This window comes from Psychrobacillus soli (assembly GCF_006861775.1).
GTDB lineage: Bacteria > Bacillota > Bacilli > Bacillales_A > Planococcaceae > Psychrobacillus > Psychrobacillus soli.
On record NZ_VDGG01000015.1, the window covers coordinates 61,765 to 76,786 of the forward strand.

Here is a 15,022-nt window from a genome sequence, read left to right on the forward strand (position 1 = left end):
CAAAAATTTGGCCGAAATATCATTATTGCAACTATCCGCTATTTCACACAAAAAGAACCCCCACATAGAGGTCCTCCACATTATTTTAGTTTAGCCTCTTGTATCTTTACGATTTCCACTAATTGATCCCAACTTTGAATTTCGTACGTTGGTTGGATTGCAGTCACATTCGTTTTCACATGCGGGTTAAACCAACAAGTGTCGATACCAAAGTTATTGCCGCCTTGAATATCGGAAGAAAGCGAATCACCAATCATCAACACTCGAGATTTATCGGATACTTGGAGTTTGTCCAATATATGTTTGAAAATCTCCATTTGTGGCTTTTGAAATCCTGCTTCTTCTGAAGTTACAATTACTTCAAACAAGTCTTTTAAAGAAGACCCACCTATCCTTGCATGCTGCGCTAGTTGAAACCCATTTGTTAATACTGCAAATCTACAGCCTGAAAGATTTGCAAGCATTTCTTCTACGCCTTCCATCATATGTACTTCTTTTCCCAAATTCTCTATATACTTATGCCCAAAAACTTCGGCATCTATGTCCAGTGCATGTTCCAAAAATAGCTGTTTAAATCTTTCTACTTTAATATTTGCTAAAGTTGTTCGTCCCTGTTCCAAATCATCCCATAAAACTTTACTTATCGCTTTATAGCTAGGAAGATAATCTTTCACACCATTCGGTAAACCATACTCCATAAATAGATTGTGGAGTGCATGCTTCTCTGTCATCCCAAAATCAAACAATGTATCATCCAAATCGAATAACAAAACATCATATCTCATTCTTATCCCGTCCTTCTACTAACATGATAATTTCTATTTTACCACATATGAAAAAGAACCCCGGATTTCCGAGGTTCATTTATCCTTAACTGCTCCGTCCTTCGAAGCAGCCCAAAATGCTACAACAATAGCTAGTATCAGAACAATAAAAGGTGCATAAAAGATTAAAAAGTCAGTCATACTGTTCCTCCTTAGGCGTGATTGTCTTTTTTACCACGTACGTAGTCTTTATTGAATAAAAATAAACGTAACAATAAATACAGAGATGGTATTAATAATGCAAGTCCTGCGATAAATGCAATAATGAGCGCAATCGCCATGGCTTCATTCGTAAAGCTATCGTAAATCGTCAAGTGCGGATACAGTAAATACGGCCGATGCGCAAAACCGTAGGCAAAAAAAGCGATGAGAAATTGTCCCACTAAAAGCCCAAACGCAAGTCCATAACTTCTTTTTTTAACTAAAAGCCAAACCGTTCCTAAAAACAATAAAAACGATAGACCGAATGCCCACCAAATGTCCACCATGTTATTGTAATGCTCCGGATTATGTGAGCGGAGTTCTACCATAATTCCGGCTGCTGTGATGATTGTTGGCAATGCCCAAATGAGCGCATACTTTCGCATTAGTTTTAGCGCATCGGAATCACCTGCTTTATTGGCATACCATGTCAAAAATACAGCCGAAATATAAAGAACAGAAGTCAAACTAAGTACAACAATGGCCCAAGTTAACGGACTAGTAAACAGCGCATGATAATCTAACACTGGAGACCCATTGACCATATCAATGAATCCACCTTCAGAAATGGTCAGTACAATGGACAATGCTGCAGGTATAAATAACCCAGCTAATCCGTACATAAATGAATACCCTTTATGTCCCCTAGAGCCATATGTCTCAAACGCATAATACGACCCTCGAATAGCAAGTAATATTAAAGCGATGCTTGCAGGCACTAAAAGTGTTGTTCCATAGTAAAACGCTGTTTTCGGAAAAAAACCAATGATTCCTACAAAGAAAAATACTAAGAACACATTCGTTACTTCCCAGACTGGCGATAAATAACGTTGAATCACATTCGTCAAAATATGCTGTCTTCCGGTTAGTAAGCTGTATGCATTAAAAAAACCTGCGCCAAAGTCAATGGAGGCAACGATTAAATAACCAAATAAAAATATCCATAGTACCGTAATACCAATGATTTCTAACGTCATGAAATGTCAGCCCCCTTTTCAGCGTGACGATCTGCTAACTCTTTTTCTACTGGATTCCGTCTGAACATCCGAGTTAATACAACAATACTTCCGATTCCAAGTATTAAATATAATCCTGAAAATAAGATTAACATCGTATCGACTTGCCCACTAGTAGTAGCGGCATCTTCTACACGCATCAATCCTCTCAGTATCCAAGGCTGTCTCCCTACTTCTGCAAGCCACCAACCTGCTTCAATCGCTAACATCGTAAGTGGACCGCCTAAAACGATCAACCAACGGAACAGTTTTGACTCAACGAGTTTCCATTTCATTTGCGTTCCTATCCAATATGCTGCTGAGAGGAAGGTCATCCAAACACCAATCGTCACCATGATGTCGAACAAATAATGAATATATAATGGTGGAATTTCATCTTCTGGGAACTGATCCAGTCCGATTACTTCGGCAGTAGGATTGGAATGTGCAAGAATACTTAACGCATATGGAATTTTAATGGCATACTTCACTTCGCCATTATCTAGCACACCATACAATATAAGCGGCGCGTTTTCTTCTGTTTCAAAATGCCATTCGGCAGCTGCTAGTTTTTCGGGTTGATATTCCGCCAAATATTTACCGGAGAAATCTCCAATAATAGCGGCCGCGATAGAAAATACAAGCCCGACTTTCATCGTTAAAAAAAGTGCCTTTTTATGATATACATGATTCGAACCTTTTAATAATCGGAAAGCGGCGATTGCTGCTAATACAAAAGCGGAAGTCATATATGCTGTCACAACAACATGCGCAACTTTCGTAGGCATTGCTGGGTTGAACATCGCAACTAATGGACTAATATTCACCAGCTCACCATTCAGTACGTCAAAGCCTTGTGGTGCGTTCATAAATGCATTCACGATTGTTATAAATACAGCAGATGCTGATGCCCCAATGGCTACTGGAATAAGTAATAATAAATGCTTCTTTTGGTTCTCAAAGCGATCCCATGTATACAAATAAATACCGAGGAAAATGGCCTCAAAAAAGAACGCAAATGTCTCCAAAAATAATGGTAGTGCAATAACGTTACCAGCAAGCTCCATAAAATTCGGCCATAAAAGTGATAACTGCATCCCAATTGCAGTTCCCGTTACAACACCAACGGCAACGGTAATAACAAAGCCTCTTGCCCATCGTCTAGCAAGTAGTATGTAATGCTCATCATTTTTTTTAATCCCTACCCATTGGGCAATCATAATCATGAGTGGTACTCCGACTCCAATGGTTGCATAAATAATATGAAAAGATAAAGTCAGCTCGGTTAATACACGACTATAAAATATGGCCTCTTCATTTCCCATTCATTTTCACTCCTCAACTTCCGAAAATTCGTCCTATAATTGAAAGCGCCATGACGCCCGCAACAATAAATACAAGCCATATCAAATACTTTTCTTGCTTTTTGTACATTCACTTCCCTCCTTTTTTATATGTTACCCGGAAAACGGTTTATTTAACATTATGCAAGAAAATATAAAAAAACCAGCAATCATTTAAGAATGCTGGTTTCGTTTTTTAAGGTCTATCTTGTTCACGAATTTCATCAATTGGGACAAAAACCTCTATATGTCGATATAAATTTTGGAATGTAGCTGGGATGTCGCCACCGTATTCTCCATCTAAGTTAAGGAGTACTTTTTCGTCTGATGTTACTTTAATATGCCTTGCCTTTTTATAAATAACATGTGGATCTTCTAAATGATCGCCGCGAATAGCAAGCGACGCTAAACGGATAAATTCCGCCATATTCACTTTTTTCAAAATTAATAAAGAAAATTTTCCATCATTCACACTGGAACTCGGAGCAAGTTTTTCAAACCCTCCAACCGAATTGGTCAGCCCAACTAAAAACATCATCGCTTCATCTTCAAACACTTCATCGTCATACTCAATTCGAACTTTCGTCGCATTAATCGATGGAAGCATTTCTATCCCTTTTAAATAATACGCCAGTTGTCCAAGCACTGTTTTTAGTTTACTTGGCACTTCGTATGTTAGCTCGGTAATCCGTCCGCCACCAGCAATATTAATAAAGTATCGTTCATTATTCACAAGTCCAACATCTACAGGGATTGTATCACCTTTTACAATGATTTCCACTGCTTTTTGTATATCTCTTGGAATATGCAAAGCTCTTGCAAAATCATTCGTCGTTCCCATCGGAATAAGACCAATTTTAGGACGATTTTCAGATTCACTTACACCGGCTACCACTTCGTTTAGTGTACCATCTCCACCAGCCGCAATAATAAGATCGAAGCCGTTTTCTACTGCTTTTTTCGCAGCGGAAATTGCATCTCCTTCACCTGTAGTTGCATGGCAAGATGTTTCGTATCCTGCAATTTCTAAAGACTCTAATACTTCTGGTAGGTGCTTTTTGAAAAGTTCTCTTCCTGAAGTAGGATTATATATGATTCTTGCACGTTTCATATTGATTTCCTTTCTGCTTCACAATTCTTTCTAGTCATAAGACTTCTTTTCTGAAGAAAAGGTTTCTTTGCATTACTAAAAGAGCCGACTTATGCCGGCCCCTTTTCCGTATTCGAATTCTCTTTATTTTTGAAGTGCTTGTAACCAGTTGTTACGTATGTCTTCGTAAACTGCTAAATGGAAATCTTTATTGTCTGTAAACTCTTTACTCATTTGTGCGTAAAATGCTTTTTGAACTTCTTCGAATGTTGGGTCTTCTTTATCAGGGAATTTTGCTCTGCCGTCCATTACGAACTGCTGTACTTTCTCCGCACGAGGTCCCCACTTAGCAATAACTTCTCCGTTGCTGTTTAACAATAAATAAACAGGAATTGAACGTCCACCATTCGTTAAATATTGGTCCATCAATTCAAGGTTTTCATCTCGATATACTGCGCGTACTTCAAGGCTAGCCGCTTCGGCAATTCTGCGCACTATTGCATTATTCATCATCGCATCACCACACCAGTCTTCTGTAATAGCAAGTACATGTGGTACTTTTTCTTTTAATAATTCGATAAATTCGTCATCCGCAGGAACTTCGAATTGATCATAGATGCTGAAAGATTCTTCTTTTTTCGTTGTCATGTCGTCCATATATTGTGTAAGTGGTTTTGCGTTTTCAAAGTATTGTTGTTCTGTAGGCATTCGAAATGACCCCCTTTTTACTTTAGTATACTTCGTTCTACTAGCTTATTCAAATAAGTTGGTTAGCAAGATTTAGGGGAAAGTTTCGTTACGAAATATTGATGGACTTTATAGAGATAGTGCGTCTTAGAGAGCTCTATTAGGTGACCGCTGTGATTTTCGCTGCAGGACGGACGCTTTCCGTGGGATGAGTGATGAGCCTTCACCGCCGCTTGCGCGTTGTGAAATCTCATCTTACTCACACAGAGGAACAAAGGCTAAGAACGCTACATCGTGTGGCAACGCCTTCGTGACCAACATCCTGTTGGCCTCCACTGGAGTCGCCGTCTGCAACGAAAATCAATGAAAAAACACTAACTTACAGTGTCCGAAATTAACAATAAGTGGTTGAACGAGACAATCTTGCCTTTGAACAAGACAAACTAGTCGAGCAGATGCTGGCCAGGCGAAATCGGCGGGCTTCTAGGCATATTATTCCTATAATATGTTGAAATCATGGTGGTCTCAATACAAGTAAACTTGCTATAGTAAGAAATTAGTTGCCTTCATCGGCAATTTAGTTGCTCTCATGCTGATTTTAGTTGCTTTCGTACTGAAATTAGTTGCTTTCAATAGCTTTTCGATTGCCCTTAGCCATTCTTTGGAATTTTGCTCGAAGGTGTGAGACCCTGCAAGCGCGTTAGCAACGTAGCGGCTCGTCACTCGCCCGATGGAAATATAGCGGTCTCCTTACTTAAGCTTGCTACAACACAGTATCCCTATTATACGTAAACACTATAGCCATCTCACTCCAAGTAAACTTGATTTTGTAAGAATTAGTTGCTTTCGCTGGTAATTTAGTTGCTCTCATACTTGATCTAGTTGCTTTCAGACTAGAACTGGTTGTTTTCAATCACTAGTTGGTTGCTCTAAGCCATTTACTGGATACACTCCATGAAAAGATAATTGTTTTAATCGAGAATATACTAAATAAGAAAGCAATTTCCATTGATTTTCGCTGTAGGTTGCCACTGCAGCGAAAATCACGGCGGCCACTAAGACGCATTATCCCTAAATTACGCGTAATAAAAAAAAGTGGCATACTCTATAGTAAATAGAGTATGCCACAGAATTTAGTATTTATCTTTTTACGATTTCTTCGTTTAAGATTTTATTGACAAGTGGTGGGTTCGCTTGTCCTTTTGTAGCTTTCATAATTTGACCTACTAAGAATCCAATTGCACGGTCTTTCCCGTTTTTGAAGTCTTCGATAGATTGTGGATTTGCATCCAGTGTTGCTGTGACAATTTCACGAAGTGCGCCTTCGTCTGAAATTTGTACTAAGCCTTTTGCTTTTACAACTTCCGCAGCGTCTCCGCCGTTATCGGCAAGTTCTTTGAATACTTTTTTCGCGATTTTCGATGAAATCGTGCCATCGGAAATTAGCTTGATCATACCAGCTAGATTAGATGGTGTCAGTTTGATGTCTTTTAATTCTTTTTGATCCGCATTTAAGTACGCAGAAACTTCACCCATTAACCAGTTGGAAGCAAGCTTCGCATCTGCTTCAAGTGCAATTGTTTCTTCAAAGAAATCTGCCATTTCTTTTGTTAATGTTAATACCATTGCATCATATGCCGGAAGTCCAAGGTCTTCGATATAACGTTTTTTACGAGCATCTGGAAGCTCTGGAATTTCAGCTCGCACACGCTCTAACCACGCATCATCAATAACGATGTCTACTAAGTCTGGCTCTGGGAAATAACGATAATCGTCTGTTCCTTCTTTGACACGCATAAGAATTGTTTTGCCTGTCTTCTCATCAAAACGACGAGTTTCTTGCTCGATAATTCCACCTGCATTTAATACTTCTGCTTGACGAATTTCCTCATGCTCTAGCCCTCTACGTACAAAGTTGAAAGAGTTTAAGTTTTTCAACTCTGTTTTTGTACCAAATTCTTCTCGGCCATATGGACGTATAGAAATGTTAGCATCACAACGTAAAGATCCTTCTTCCATTTTACAGTCAGATACTTCTGTGTATTGGATAATAGATTTTACTTTTTCAAGGTAAGCATATGCTTCCTCAGGAGTACGAATATCTGGTTCTGATACAATCTCCACTAATGGAGTCCCTTGACGGTTAAAGTCAACTAAAGAATAGCCATCCGTATGTGATAGTTTACCTGCATCTTCTTCCATATGAAGACGTGTAATACCGATACGTTTTGTCTCTCCGTTAACTTCAATTTCCACCCAACCATTTTTTCCGATTGGCTTATCAAATTGGGAGATTTGGTACGCTTTCGGATTGTCTGGATAGAAATAGTTTTTACGATCAAATTTTGTATGTTGTTCGATTTCCATGTTTAGTGCAAGAGCGGCACGCATTGCGAAATCAACTACGTTTTTATTTACTACAGGTAGCACTCCAGGATATCCAAGATCTACTACTGTTGTATTTGTATTTGGTTCAGCACCAAAGTGATTAGGTGCTGAAGAGAAGATTTTAGAGTTTGTTTTTAACTCTACGTGCACTTCTAATCCAATAACTGTTTCAAAGTTCATATTATTTTCCCTCCCAAATTTGAGGAGTTTGTTTATGGAAATCTGTCGCTTGCTCGTAAGCATGAGCTACACGATAAATTGTTGACTCATCAAAATAGTTTCCGATAATTTGTAATCCAAGTGGCAATCCATTTTCAAATCCACAAGGAATAGAAATTGCTGGAACACCTGCTAAGTTAATCGGAATCGTTAAAATGTCGTTCGCATACATCGTTAATGGATCTTCTACATTTTCACCAATTTTAAACGCAGGCGTTGGTGCAGTTGGTCCAATAATGACATCATAGTCTGCTAACACTTTGTCGTAATCTTCTTTGATTAACGTACGAACTTGTTGTGCTTTTTTATAATATGCATCATAAGTTCCAGCGCTTAAAGAATAAGTTCCAAGCATAATGCGACGTTTTACTTCGTCTCCGAATCCTTGTGCTCGCGTTTCTTTATATAGATCCATTAAGCTAGTTACATTTTCTGCACGGAAACCATATCGGATCCCATCGAAACGAGAAAGATTCGATGAAGCTTCTGAAGAAGAAAGGATATAGTATGTTGCTAAAGCGTATTTAGAATGTGGTAATGAAACCTCTTCCCAAGTTGCTCCAAGAGACTCCAGTACTTTCAATGCAGCAAGAACAGACTCACGCGCTGCCTCGCCAACACCTTCCCCTAAATATTCTTTAGGAACAGCGATTCGTAAGCCTTTAACGTCACCAGTTAATGCTGCTGCAAAGTTTGGTACTTCTACGTCTGCTGAAGTAGAGTCTAATGGATCTACTCCCGAAATTGCTTCCAATAGTAAAGCATTGTCCTCTACATTACGTGTAATCGGACCAATTTGGTCTAAAGAAGAAGCAAATGCAACTAGTCCAGAACGAGAAACTCGTCCATATGTAGGCTTCATCCCAACGACACCACAATAAGCAGCTGGTTGACGGATAGAACCACCAGTATCAGAACCTAGTGAAAATGGTACTTCTCCTGCAGCTACTGCTGCTGCGGATGCACCTGAAGAACCTCCTGGTACTCTATCTAAAGCCCAAGGGTTTTTCGTTGTTTTATATGCTGAGTTTTCATTGGAAGAACCCATTGCAAATTCATCCATGTTTAACTTTCCGATTGTAACCATTCCTGCTGCACGTAATTTTTTCACAACAGTAGCATCATAGATTGGATTGAATCCTTTTAGTATTTTACTTGCACAAGTTGTTTCTAATCCTTCTGTTACGATATTGTCCTTCACTCCGATTGGTAAACCAAATAAAGGTCCACGCTCTTCAAAAGGGACTTGATCTAATTGTGCAGCTGTTGCTATTGCTTGTTCTTTGTTTAATGCTAAGAAAGCTTCTACATCGCCATCTAGTTTTTCTACACGTTCAAAAGCTTCTTTTGTTAAATCCGCAATCGAAACTTCTTTGCTATGTACAAGTTCTTGTAGTTCTTTCGCCGAACGTTCAAATAACGTCATTAGTTTCCCTCCTTACAATAATTAATCCATAATTGCTGGTACTTTTACTTGACCTGCTTCTTGTTCTTTTACATTTAACATCATCGTCTCACGGTCGAGTCCTTTAGTTGCTACGTCTTCACGTAGAACATTTACTAAAGGTAGTACATGTGTCGTTGGTTCTACATTTGTCGTGTCCAATTCTTTTAATTGCTCAGCAAATTCTGTAATTGCACCTAGTTGAAGCGCAAACTTTTCCGCTTCTTCTTCCGTAATTGCAAGACGTGCTAGATGTGCCACATGCTTTACTTCTTCTTTTGTTAATTCCGCCATTTTTCACACCTCCGAATTCAATAACCATAGGCAATATCATACCATTTTTCACTCTGCTTGAACAGAGTGACACATTTTATTACGAGTAATCTATTTATTGTGCATATATATGCACAAGCGGCTCCTCTTCGCCAGGTTTTTTAATGAGTAACGCTTCTGCTCCATTCAATGAGTTAACTTGCACTTCTACATTCATCGATTGATTAAAATGGGTTTTTACTAGTCCAGCGAGATGTTGTGTAAACCCAATCACCTCCGAAGTACCATAAAACTGAATAGGTATTGTAATTGTCCATTTTTGCATTTGCTTGTCTTTAAAATAACCTGTTCCAATTACACCTGTATAATTCGAAAAATACGTTTCTACATCTTGTTTGAAGTTGCGGAAAATAGTATCTAAATCACGATATTTTTCTTCCGATTCTGCCGTAGGAAATAGAACATATTCTTCATCGATTGGTTTCCAATCAGAAACGTTTTTTCCACCAGGAGCCGTACTAAAAGTGAAATATGTTCCTGGGACAACTGCATTTCTACTATTTTGTTTAAAAAGTCCTACAACAATCGGGATATCTGCTAATCCTTCGATTTGACGCATTCGATTCACTACTTCTTCTGCAATCTTCTTCCCATTTTCTGTGATTTGAGCTTGTGTTAACTTTTCTTCAAAAGTTGCCCCGTACGCTTCTTTTTGATAATAATAAATAGAATTTAACGCAAGTCCTACAGAAATTCCTGCAAGCTTCACTGTATTCTCTTCTTTTATCAAGTAGTTTTGCTCTACAATATGTGTAATATAAACGGGAGCATTTTTTGCTTTCTCTTCACCAGTAAGCCCTTCATCACTTGGATTTAAACCATCTTTTGTTTGATTACTTCTTGCTAACCACGAACTGATTGTACTCCCTTTTAAATATTGACCTTCTTGGAATAAATATTTATCCGGGGAAAACTCATTTTGAGATATTCGAAGAAGACCTGTTTCTACTTCTTTCATATCATACTTTGTCGCAAGATTTGATACTACTAGTCCTCTACTAGCGCTTTGTTCATATGGCAAAATAGTGCGGTAATAATTTTCATCCAATTGTAAGCTTGGAATGATTACCGTTTTCGTAGTTGTCTCTTCCGTATTTTGAATAACTTCTGTTTCGTTGTTCGGAGAAGGAGTGCAGCCAGAAATGATTAGCAATAATACTAGCATCACTATGCCTATTATTTTTTTGTTCATATTTAGAACCCCTTTAATCCGTTAAATGATCTAATAATTTTTGTTCATCCCAAACTTCAATGCCAAGACTTGTTGCTTTTTCTAGCTTAGATCCTGCCTCTTCACCCGCAATGACTAAATCTGTTTTTTTACTCACACTACCAGCAACTTTGCCACCAAGCGCTTCAATTTTTTCTTTCGCTTCCGGACGAGTCAACTGTAACAGTTTTCCAGTGAGTACAATCGTTTTATTCGCAAATGGACTATCTTCTAGTAAGGACATATCTACAATTTTACCAGTATACTGTAGTGCCAATCCTGCTTCTTTTAATCGTACGATTAGCTGTTGTACCTCTTCTTGCTCGAAATAAGTAACTAGTGAGTCCGCCATCTTGTCGCCAATTTCAAAGATTGCGGTTAACTCTTCTTTTGTTGCATTCATCAGTGCATCGAAATGATGGAATGTTTCCGCTAGTATTTTCGCAGCTTTTTCTCCAATATGGCGAATGCCAAGTCCAAATAATACTCGTTCCATCGAGTTCGTTTTAGAAGCCTCGATTGCTGTTACTAAATTCGTTGCAGATTTTTGTCCCATTCTTTCTAGCTTTACTAAATCTTCGATCGTCAACTTATATAAATCCGAAACATCTCGGATGAGCTGTTCTCTGAATAACTGCTCAACAACTTTTTCACCGAGTCCTTCGATATTCATGGCATTACGGGATGCAAAATGGTAAATACCTTCTTGTATTTGCGCAGGACATTGTGGGTTCACACAACGTAATGCCACTTCCTCTTCAACTCTTATTAAGTCGCTATCACAAACTGGGCAATTTGTCGGCATTTCATATGGTATTTCAGTACCGTTTCTTTCTTCTAAAATAACCGATACTACTTCAGGGATTATATCTCCTGCTTTTCGAATGATCACGCGGTCACCAATACGGATATCTTTTTCACGAATTAGGTCTTCATTATGCAGTGTTGCCCGTTGCACGGTGGAGCCCGCAACGAGCGCTGGCTCTAGAATAGCAGTTGGTGTTACTACCCCCGTACGACCAACCGTTAAGTCTACATCAAGAATCGTAGTGACAACTTCTTCTGCCGGAAATTTATAGGCAATAGCAAAACGCGGGCTTTTTGCTGTAAATCCTAATTCCTCTTGTTGTGCGTAATCATTAACTTTTATAACGATACCGTCGATTTCATAAGGTAGTTCATTTCTTTTAGCAGTCCACTCCTCGACAAATGCAAGCACTTCTTCGATAGAAGCACATTCTTTTGTTTCTTTATTCGTCGGTAGACCTTGTGCTTTCATAAACTTCAGTGCCTCGGAGTGTTGCTCAATATTCTGCTCTTCACCATCTCCGCCCATGCCATACACGAACATAGATAGATTTCTACTGGCAGCCATTTTAGGATCTAACTGGCGAAGAGATCCAGCTGCTGCATTACGTGGGTTAGCTAAAAGTTCCTCTCCACGCTCCGTCCGCTCTTCGTTTAGCTTCACAAAAGAAGGCTTTGGCATATAGGCCTCTCCTCTTGCCTCAAGCGTTACTGGATCTTTCAATCGAAGTGGTATAGCACGGATCGTTTTAATATTAGTCGTAATATCTTCTCCAGTTGTGCCGTCGCCACGTGTTGCGCCCCTTACTAAACGTCCCTCTTCATAGAGAAGCGAAACCGCTAGACCATCAATTTTCAGCTCGCATACATACTTTGGAGATTCATCGATAATGCCTTGTATCCGTCGATCAAAGTCACGCAAATCTGCTTCGTTAAATGCATTAGAAAGACTAAGCATTGGGTTAGTATGCGTTACTTTTTGGAACCCTTCACTCACAACCGCTCCTACACGTTGGGTTGGGGAGTCCGGTAATATTAAGTTAGGATTTTGTTCTTCTAATGTGATTAATTCGTTCAAATATTGATCGTACACTGCATCTGGAACAATTGGATCATCTAACACGTAATAGGCATATCCATAATCATATAAAAGCTTGTGTAGCTCTTTTACTCTTTCTTCTAATTTATCCATGGGGGTTTCCTCCACTAAGTGAATTATCCTTTTTCAATTGGTGCAAATTTTGCTAGTAAGCGTTTAATACCTGTTGGACTTGGGAATGCGATATCTAGTTCTGTATCTTCACCATTTCCTCGAACGCTAACAACCATACCTTCGCCCCACTTTTTGTGTAAGGCTTTATCTCCTACTTGCCAGCCCATCATATCTCCGCCGGATTGTTTATAGGCTGGACGAACAACAGCTGTTTTTTTAGTTTGTGGAATCGCCTTTGAAGTAGGCGAAGAACTTCTTTTACTATTATTTTGTCCTCCAACGGCTTCTATAATATCATCGGAGATTTCACTTATGAAACGGGAAGGACTGTTAAAACTACCTCGTCCAAAAATAGTACGAGATTGTGCACAAGTAATAAACAATCGTTCCTCTGCTCGAGTAACACCCACGTACATTAAACGACGTTCTTCTTCCATTTCATCGTCATCCCCAATAGAGCGAGAATGAGGGAAAATATTTTCTTCCACTCCAATGATAAATACGACAGGAAACTCAAGTCCTTTAGCAGCATGCATCGTCATTAAAATAATATTACCTTGCGATGTGTCTTCCTCTTCATCAAGCTTGTCTATATCTGATATGAGCGCTAAATCTGTTAAAAATGCTACAAGTGATTTATCGTCACTTTTTTCCTCAAAGGCCTTTGTAACAGATAAAAACTCTTCAATATTTTCTAATCGGCTTTCCGCTTCAATCGTTTTTTCATTTTTTAACATTGTTTTATAACCAGTTTTTTCAAGCACTTGCTCGACAATTTCTGTTACAGATAAAAACTCTTGCATTTGTGTCAAGTTTTGAATAAGTCCATGGAACCCGACAACTGAATTTACTGCTCTTGCGGGTAACCCCATAAAGTCGACTTCATGTAATGTATCCAAAATAGAACGATCTTGTTCCAGTGCATACATTGCCATACGCTCAAAAGAGGTTGCTCCAATATTTCGTTTTGGCTCATTAATAATGCGTGCAAGTGATAAATCATCATCGTTGTTAGCGATTAAACGTAGATAAGCCAGTAAGTCTTTAATCTCTTTACGATCATAGAACTTTGTGCCGCCGACGATTGTATACGCCATATTAGATTTTACAAGCACTTCCTCCATCACTCGGGATTGGGCATTTGTACGATATAACACAGCAAAATCATCGAGCGTGCGGTTTTCATTTTCCATCATTTCTTGAATCGATTGCACGACGAACTGCGCTTCTTGTTGTTCATTAAAAGCACGGAATAGCTGAATTTTTTCCCCTTCGCTATTTTCCGTTCGTAATACTTTTGGGTATCTACTTGTGTTATTACCAATGACGTCATTTGCTGCTTGTAAGATGCGCTGAGAAGAACGATAATTTTGCTCTAACATGATCATCGTTGCATTCGGATAGTCTTTTTCAAAAGATAATATATTTTGAATGTCTGCCCCGCGCCAGCGATAGATCGATTGATCCGAGTCACCAACTACACAAATATTTTTAAACTTACTCGCAAGCATCTGTACTAATTCATACTGAGCTTTGTTAGTGTCCTGATACTCGTCGACATGAATGTATTGGAATTTGTTTTGGTAGAACTCTAACACTTCTGGAACTCGCTTAAATAATGTTAAAGTCGTCATGATCAAATCATCAAAATCGAGGGATTGGTTCTTTCTTAAACGCTTTTCATATCCTGTATAAACTTCTGCTACCGTTTTTTCAAATGGATTCATCTCATTCATCTGTGCTTTAAACGTATCTGCATCTATACAAATATTTTTTGCACTACTTATCGCATTTAACATCGAACGTGGATCATATTTTTTCGGGTCAATATTTTGTTCTTTTAATATATTTTTAATAACCGTTAACTGATCTGTCGTATCTAGAATAGAAAAGCTTTTGGAATACCCAATACGATCGATATCTCTTCTTAATATTCGCACACACATTGAGTGGAATGTAGATACCCACATACGCTCGCCTGTTCCTGCTCCTAAAATACTATCGATCCTTTCACGCATTTCACGAGCTGCCTTATTCGTAAATGTGATGGCAAGTATTTTCGAAGGATATACTTCTTTTTCTACGATTAAATAGGCAATCCGATGGGTTAATACGCGCGTTTTTCCGGATCCTGCTCCAGCCATAATTAGTAGAGGGCCTTCTGTTGTTTTAACGGCTTTTTCTTGCTCTGTATTCATACCGTTTAATAGGTTTTTTCCTATGAGTTCCATCATGCACTTCCTCTCAAGAACATTTGTTCTTATTATA

The 15,022-nt window shown here is 38.7% G+C and carries 12 protein-coding genes; all 12 read right to left on the reverse strand.

Translation table 11 applies throughout. From position 1 onward, the window contains the following. Window positions 1–80: 80 nt before the first annotated feature. Complete coding sequence (locus FG383_RS09050) at window positions 81–785, reverse strand: YjjG family noncanonical pyrimidine nucleotidase (protein WP_142607067.1); 705 nt, start codon at window positions 783–785, stop codon at window positions 81–83. 75 nt (window positions 786–860) lie between these two features. Beyond that, complete coding sequence (gene cydS, locus FG383_RS21630; protein ID WP_425467638.1) at window positions 861–965, reverse strand: cytochrome bd oxidase small subunit CydS family protein; 105 nt, start codon at window positions 963–965, stop codon at window positions 861–863. Between the two features lie 11 nt (window positions 966–976). Next, window positions 977–2,002, reverse strand: coding sequence for a cytochrome d ubiquinol oxidase subunit II (locus FG383_RS09055; RefSeq protein WP_142607069.1), 1,026 nt, complete (start codon window positions 2,000–2,002; stop codon window positions 977–979). After that, entirely contained in the window at window positions 1,999–3,345 is a 1,347-nt protein-coding gene (locus tag FG383_RS09060) for a cytochrome ubiquinol oxidase subunit I (protein WP_142607071.1), read from the reverse strand. The genes FG383_RS09055 and FG383_RS09060 overlap by 4 nt, the downstream gene beginning before the upstream one ends. Window positions 3,346–3,559: 214 nt before the next feature. Further along, a complete protein-coding gene (locus FG383_RS09065) occupies window positions 3,560–4,474 on the reverse strand; it encodes a diacylglycerol kinase (protein ID WP_142607073.1) in 915 nt (304 codons plus the stop codon). Between the two features lie 123 nt (window positions 4,475–4,597). Continuing rightward, window positions 4,598–5,161, reverse strand: a complete 564-nt coding sequence (locus tag FG383_RS09070) for a thioredoxin family protein (protein ID WP_142607074.1) — start codon at window positions 5,159–5,161, stop codon at window positions 4,598–4,600. A 1,119-nt stretch (window positions 5,162–6,280) separates the two neighbouring features. Further along, window positions 6,281–7,708 carry an Asp-tRNA(Asn)/Glu-tRNA(Gln) amidotransferase subunit GatB gene (gene gatB, locus FG383_RS09075; RefSeq protein ID WP_142607076.1) on the reverse strand — a complete coding sequence of 476 codons (1,428 nt, stop codon included), beginning with the start codon at window positions 7,706–7,708 and terminating at the stop codon, window positions 6,281–6,283. A gap of 1 nt (window position 7,709) precedes the next feature. After that, the gene (gatA, locus tag FG383_RS09080; protein ID WP_142607078.1) at window positions 7,710–9,173 is read right to left on the reverse strand and encodes an Asp-tRNA(Asn)/Glu-tRNA(Gln) amidotransferase subunit GatA; all 1,464 of its coding nucleotides are present in this window, start codon (window positions 9,171–9,173) and stop codon (window positions 7,710–7,712) included. Between the two features lie 21 nt (window positions 9,174–9,194). Next, window positions 9,195–9,485: an Asp-tRNA(Asn)/Glu-tRNA(Gln) amidotransferase subunit GatC gene (gatC, locus tag FG383_RS09085; protein WP_142540322.1), complete on the reverse strand. Its 291-nt coding sequence runs from the start codon at window positions 9,483–9,485 to the stop codon at window positions 9,195–9,197. 94 nt (window positions 9,486–9,579) lie between these two features. Next, window positions 9,580–10,716 carry a CamS family sex pheromone protein gene (locus tag FG383_RS09090; RefSeq protein WP_142607080.1) on the reverse strand — a complete coding sequence of 379 codons (1,137 nt, stop codon included), beginning with the start codon at window positions 10,714–10,716 and terminating at the stop codon, window positions 9,580–9,582. A gap of 13 nt (window positions 10,717–10,729) precedes the next feature. Beyond that, entirely contained in the window at window positions 10,730–12,733 is a 2,004-nt protein-coding gene (gene ligA / locus FG383_RS09095; protein WP_142607082.1) for an NAD-dependent DNA ligase LigA, read from the reverse strand. Window positions 12,734–12,756: 23 nt separating this feature from the next. Beyond that, entirely contained in the window at window positions 12,757–14,985 is a 2,229-nt protein-coding gene (gene pcrA, locus FG383_RS09100) for a DNA helicase PcrA (protein WP_142607119.1), read from the reverse strand. Window positions 14,986–15,022: the final 37 nt, after the last annotated feature.

Coding starts and splice junctions, on each gene's coding strand:
- FG383_RS09090 (WP_142607080.1), bottom strand. CDS start 10,716: ATGAACAAAAAAATAATAGGCATAGTGATGCTAGTATTATTGCTAATC.
- pcrA (WP_142607119.1), bottom strand. CDS start 14,985: ATGGAACTCATAGGAAAAAACCTATTAAACGGTATGAATACAGAGCAA.
- gatC (WP_142540322.1), bottom strand. CDS start 9,485: ATGGCGGAATTAACAAAAGAAGAAGTAAAGCATGTGGCACATCTAGCA.
- cydS (WP_425467638.1), bottom strand. CDS start 965: ATGACTGACTTTTTAATCTTTTATGCACCTTTTATTGTTCTGATACTA.
- ligA (WP_142607082.1), bottom strand. CDS start 12,733: ATGGATAAATTAGAAGAAAGAGTAAAAGAGCTACACAAGCTTTTATAT.
- gatB (WP_142607076.1), bottom strand. CDS start 7,708: ATGAACTTTGAAACAGTTATTGGATTAGAAGTGCACGTAGAGTTAAAA.
- FG383_RS09065 (WP_142607073.1), bottom strand. CDS start 4,474: ATGAAACGTGCAAGAATCATATATAATCCTACTTCAGGAAGAGAACTT.
- FG383_RS09060 (WP_142607071.1), bottom strand. CDS start 3,345: ATGGGAAATGAAGAGGCCATATTTTATAGTCGTGTATTAACCGAGCTG.
- gatA (WP_142607078.1), bottom strand. CDS start 9,173: ATGACGTTATTTGAACGTTCGGCGAAAGAACTACAAGAACTTGTACAT.
- FG383_RS09070 (WP_142607074.1), bottom strand. CDS start 5,161: ATGCCTACAGAACAACAATACTTTGAAAACGCAAAACCACTTACACAA.
- FG383_RS09050 (WP_142607067.1), bottom strand. CDS start 785: ATGAGATATGATGTTTTGTTATTCGATTTGGATGATACATTGTTTGAT.
- FG383_RS09055 (WP_142607069.1), bottom strand. CDS start 2,002: ATGACGTTAGAAATCATTGGTATTACGGTACTATGGATATTTTTATTT.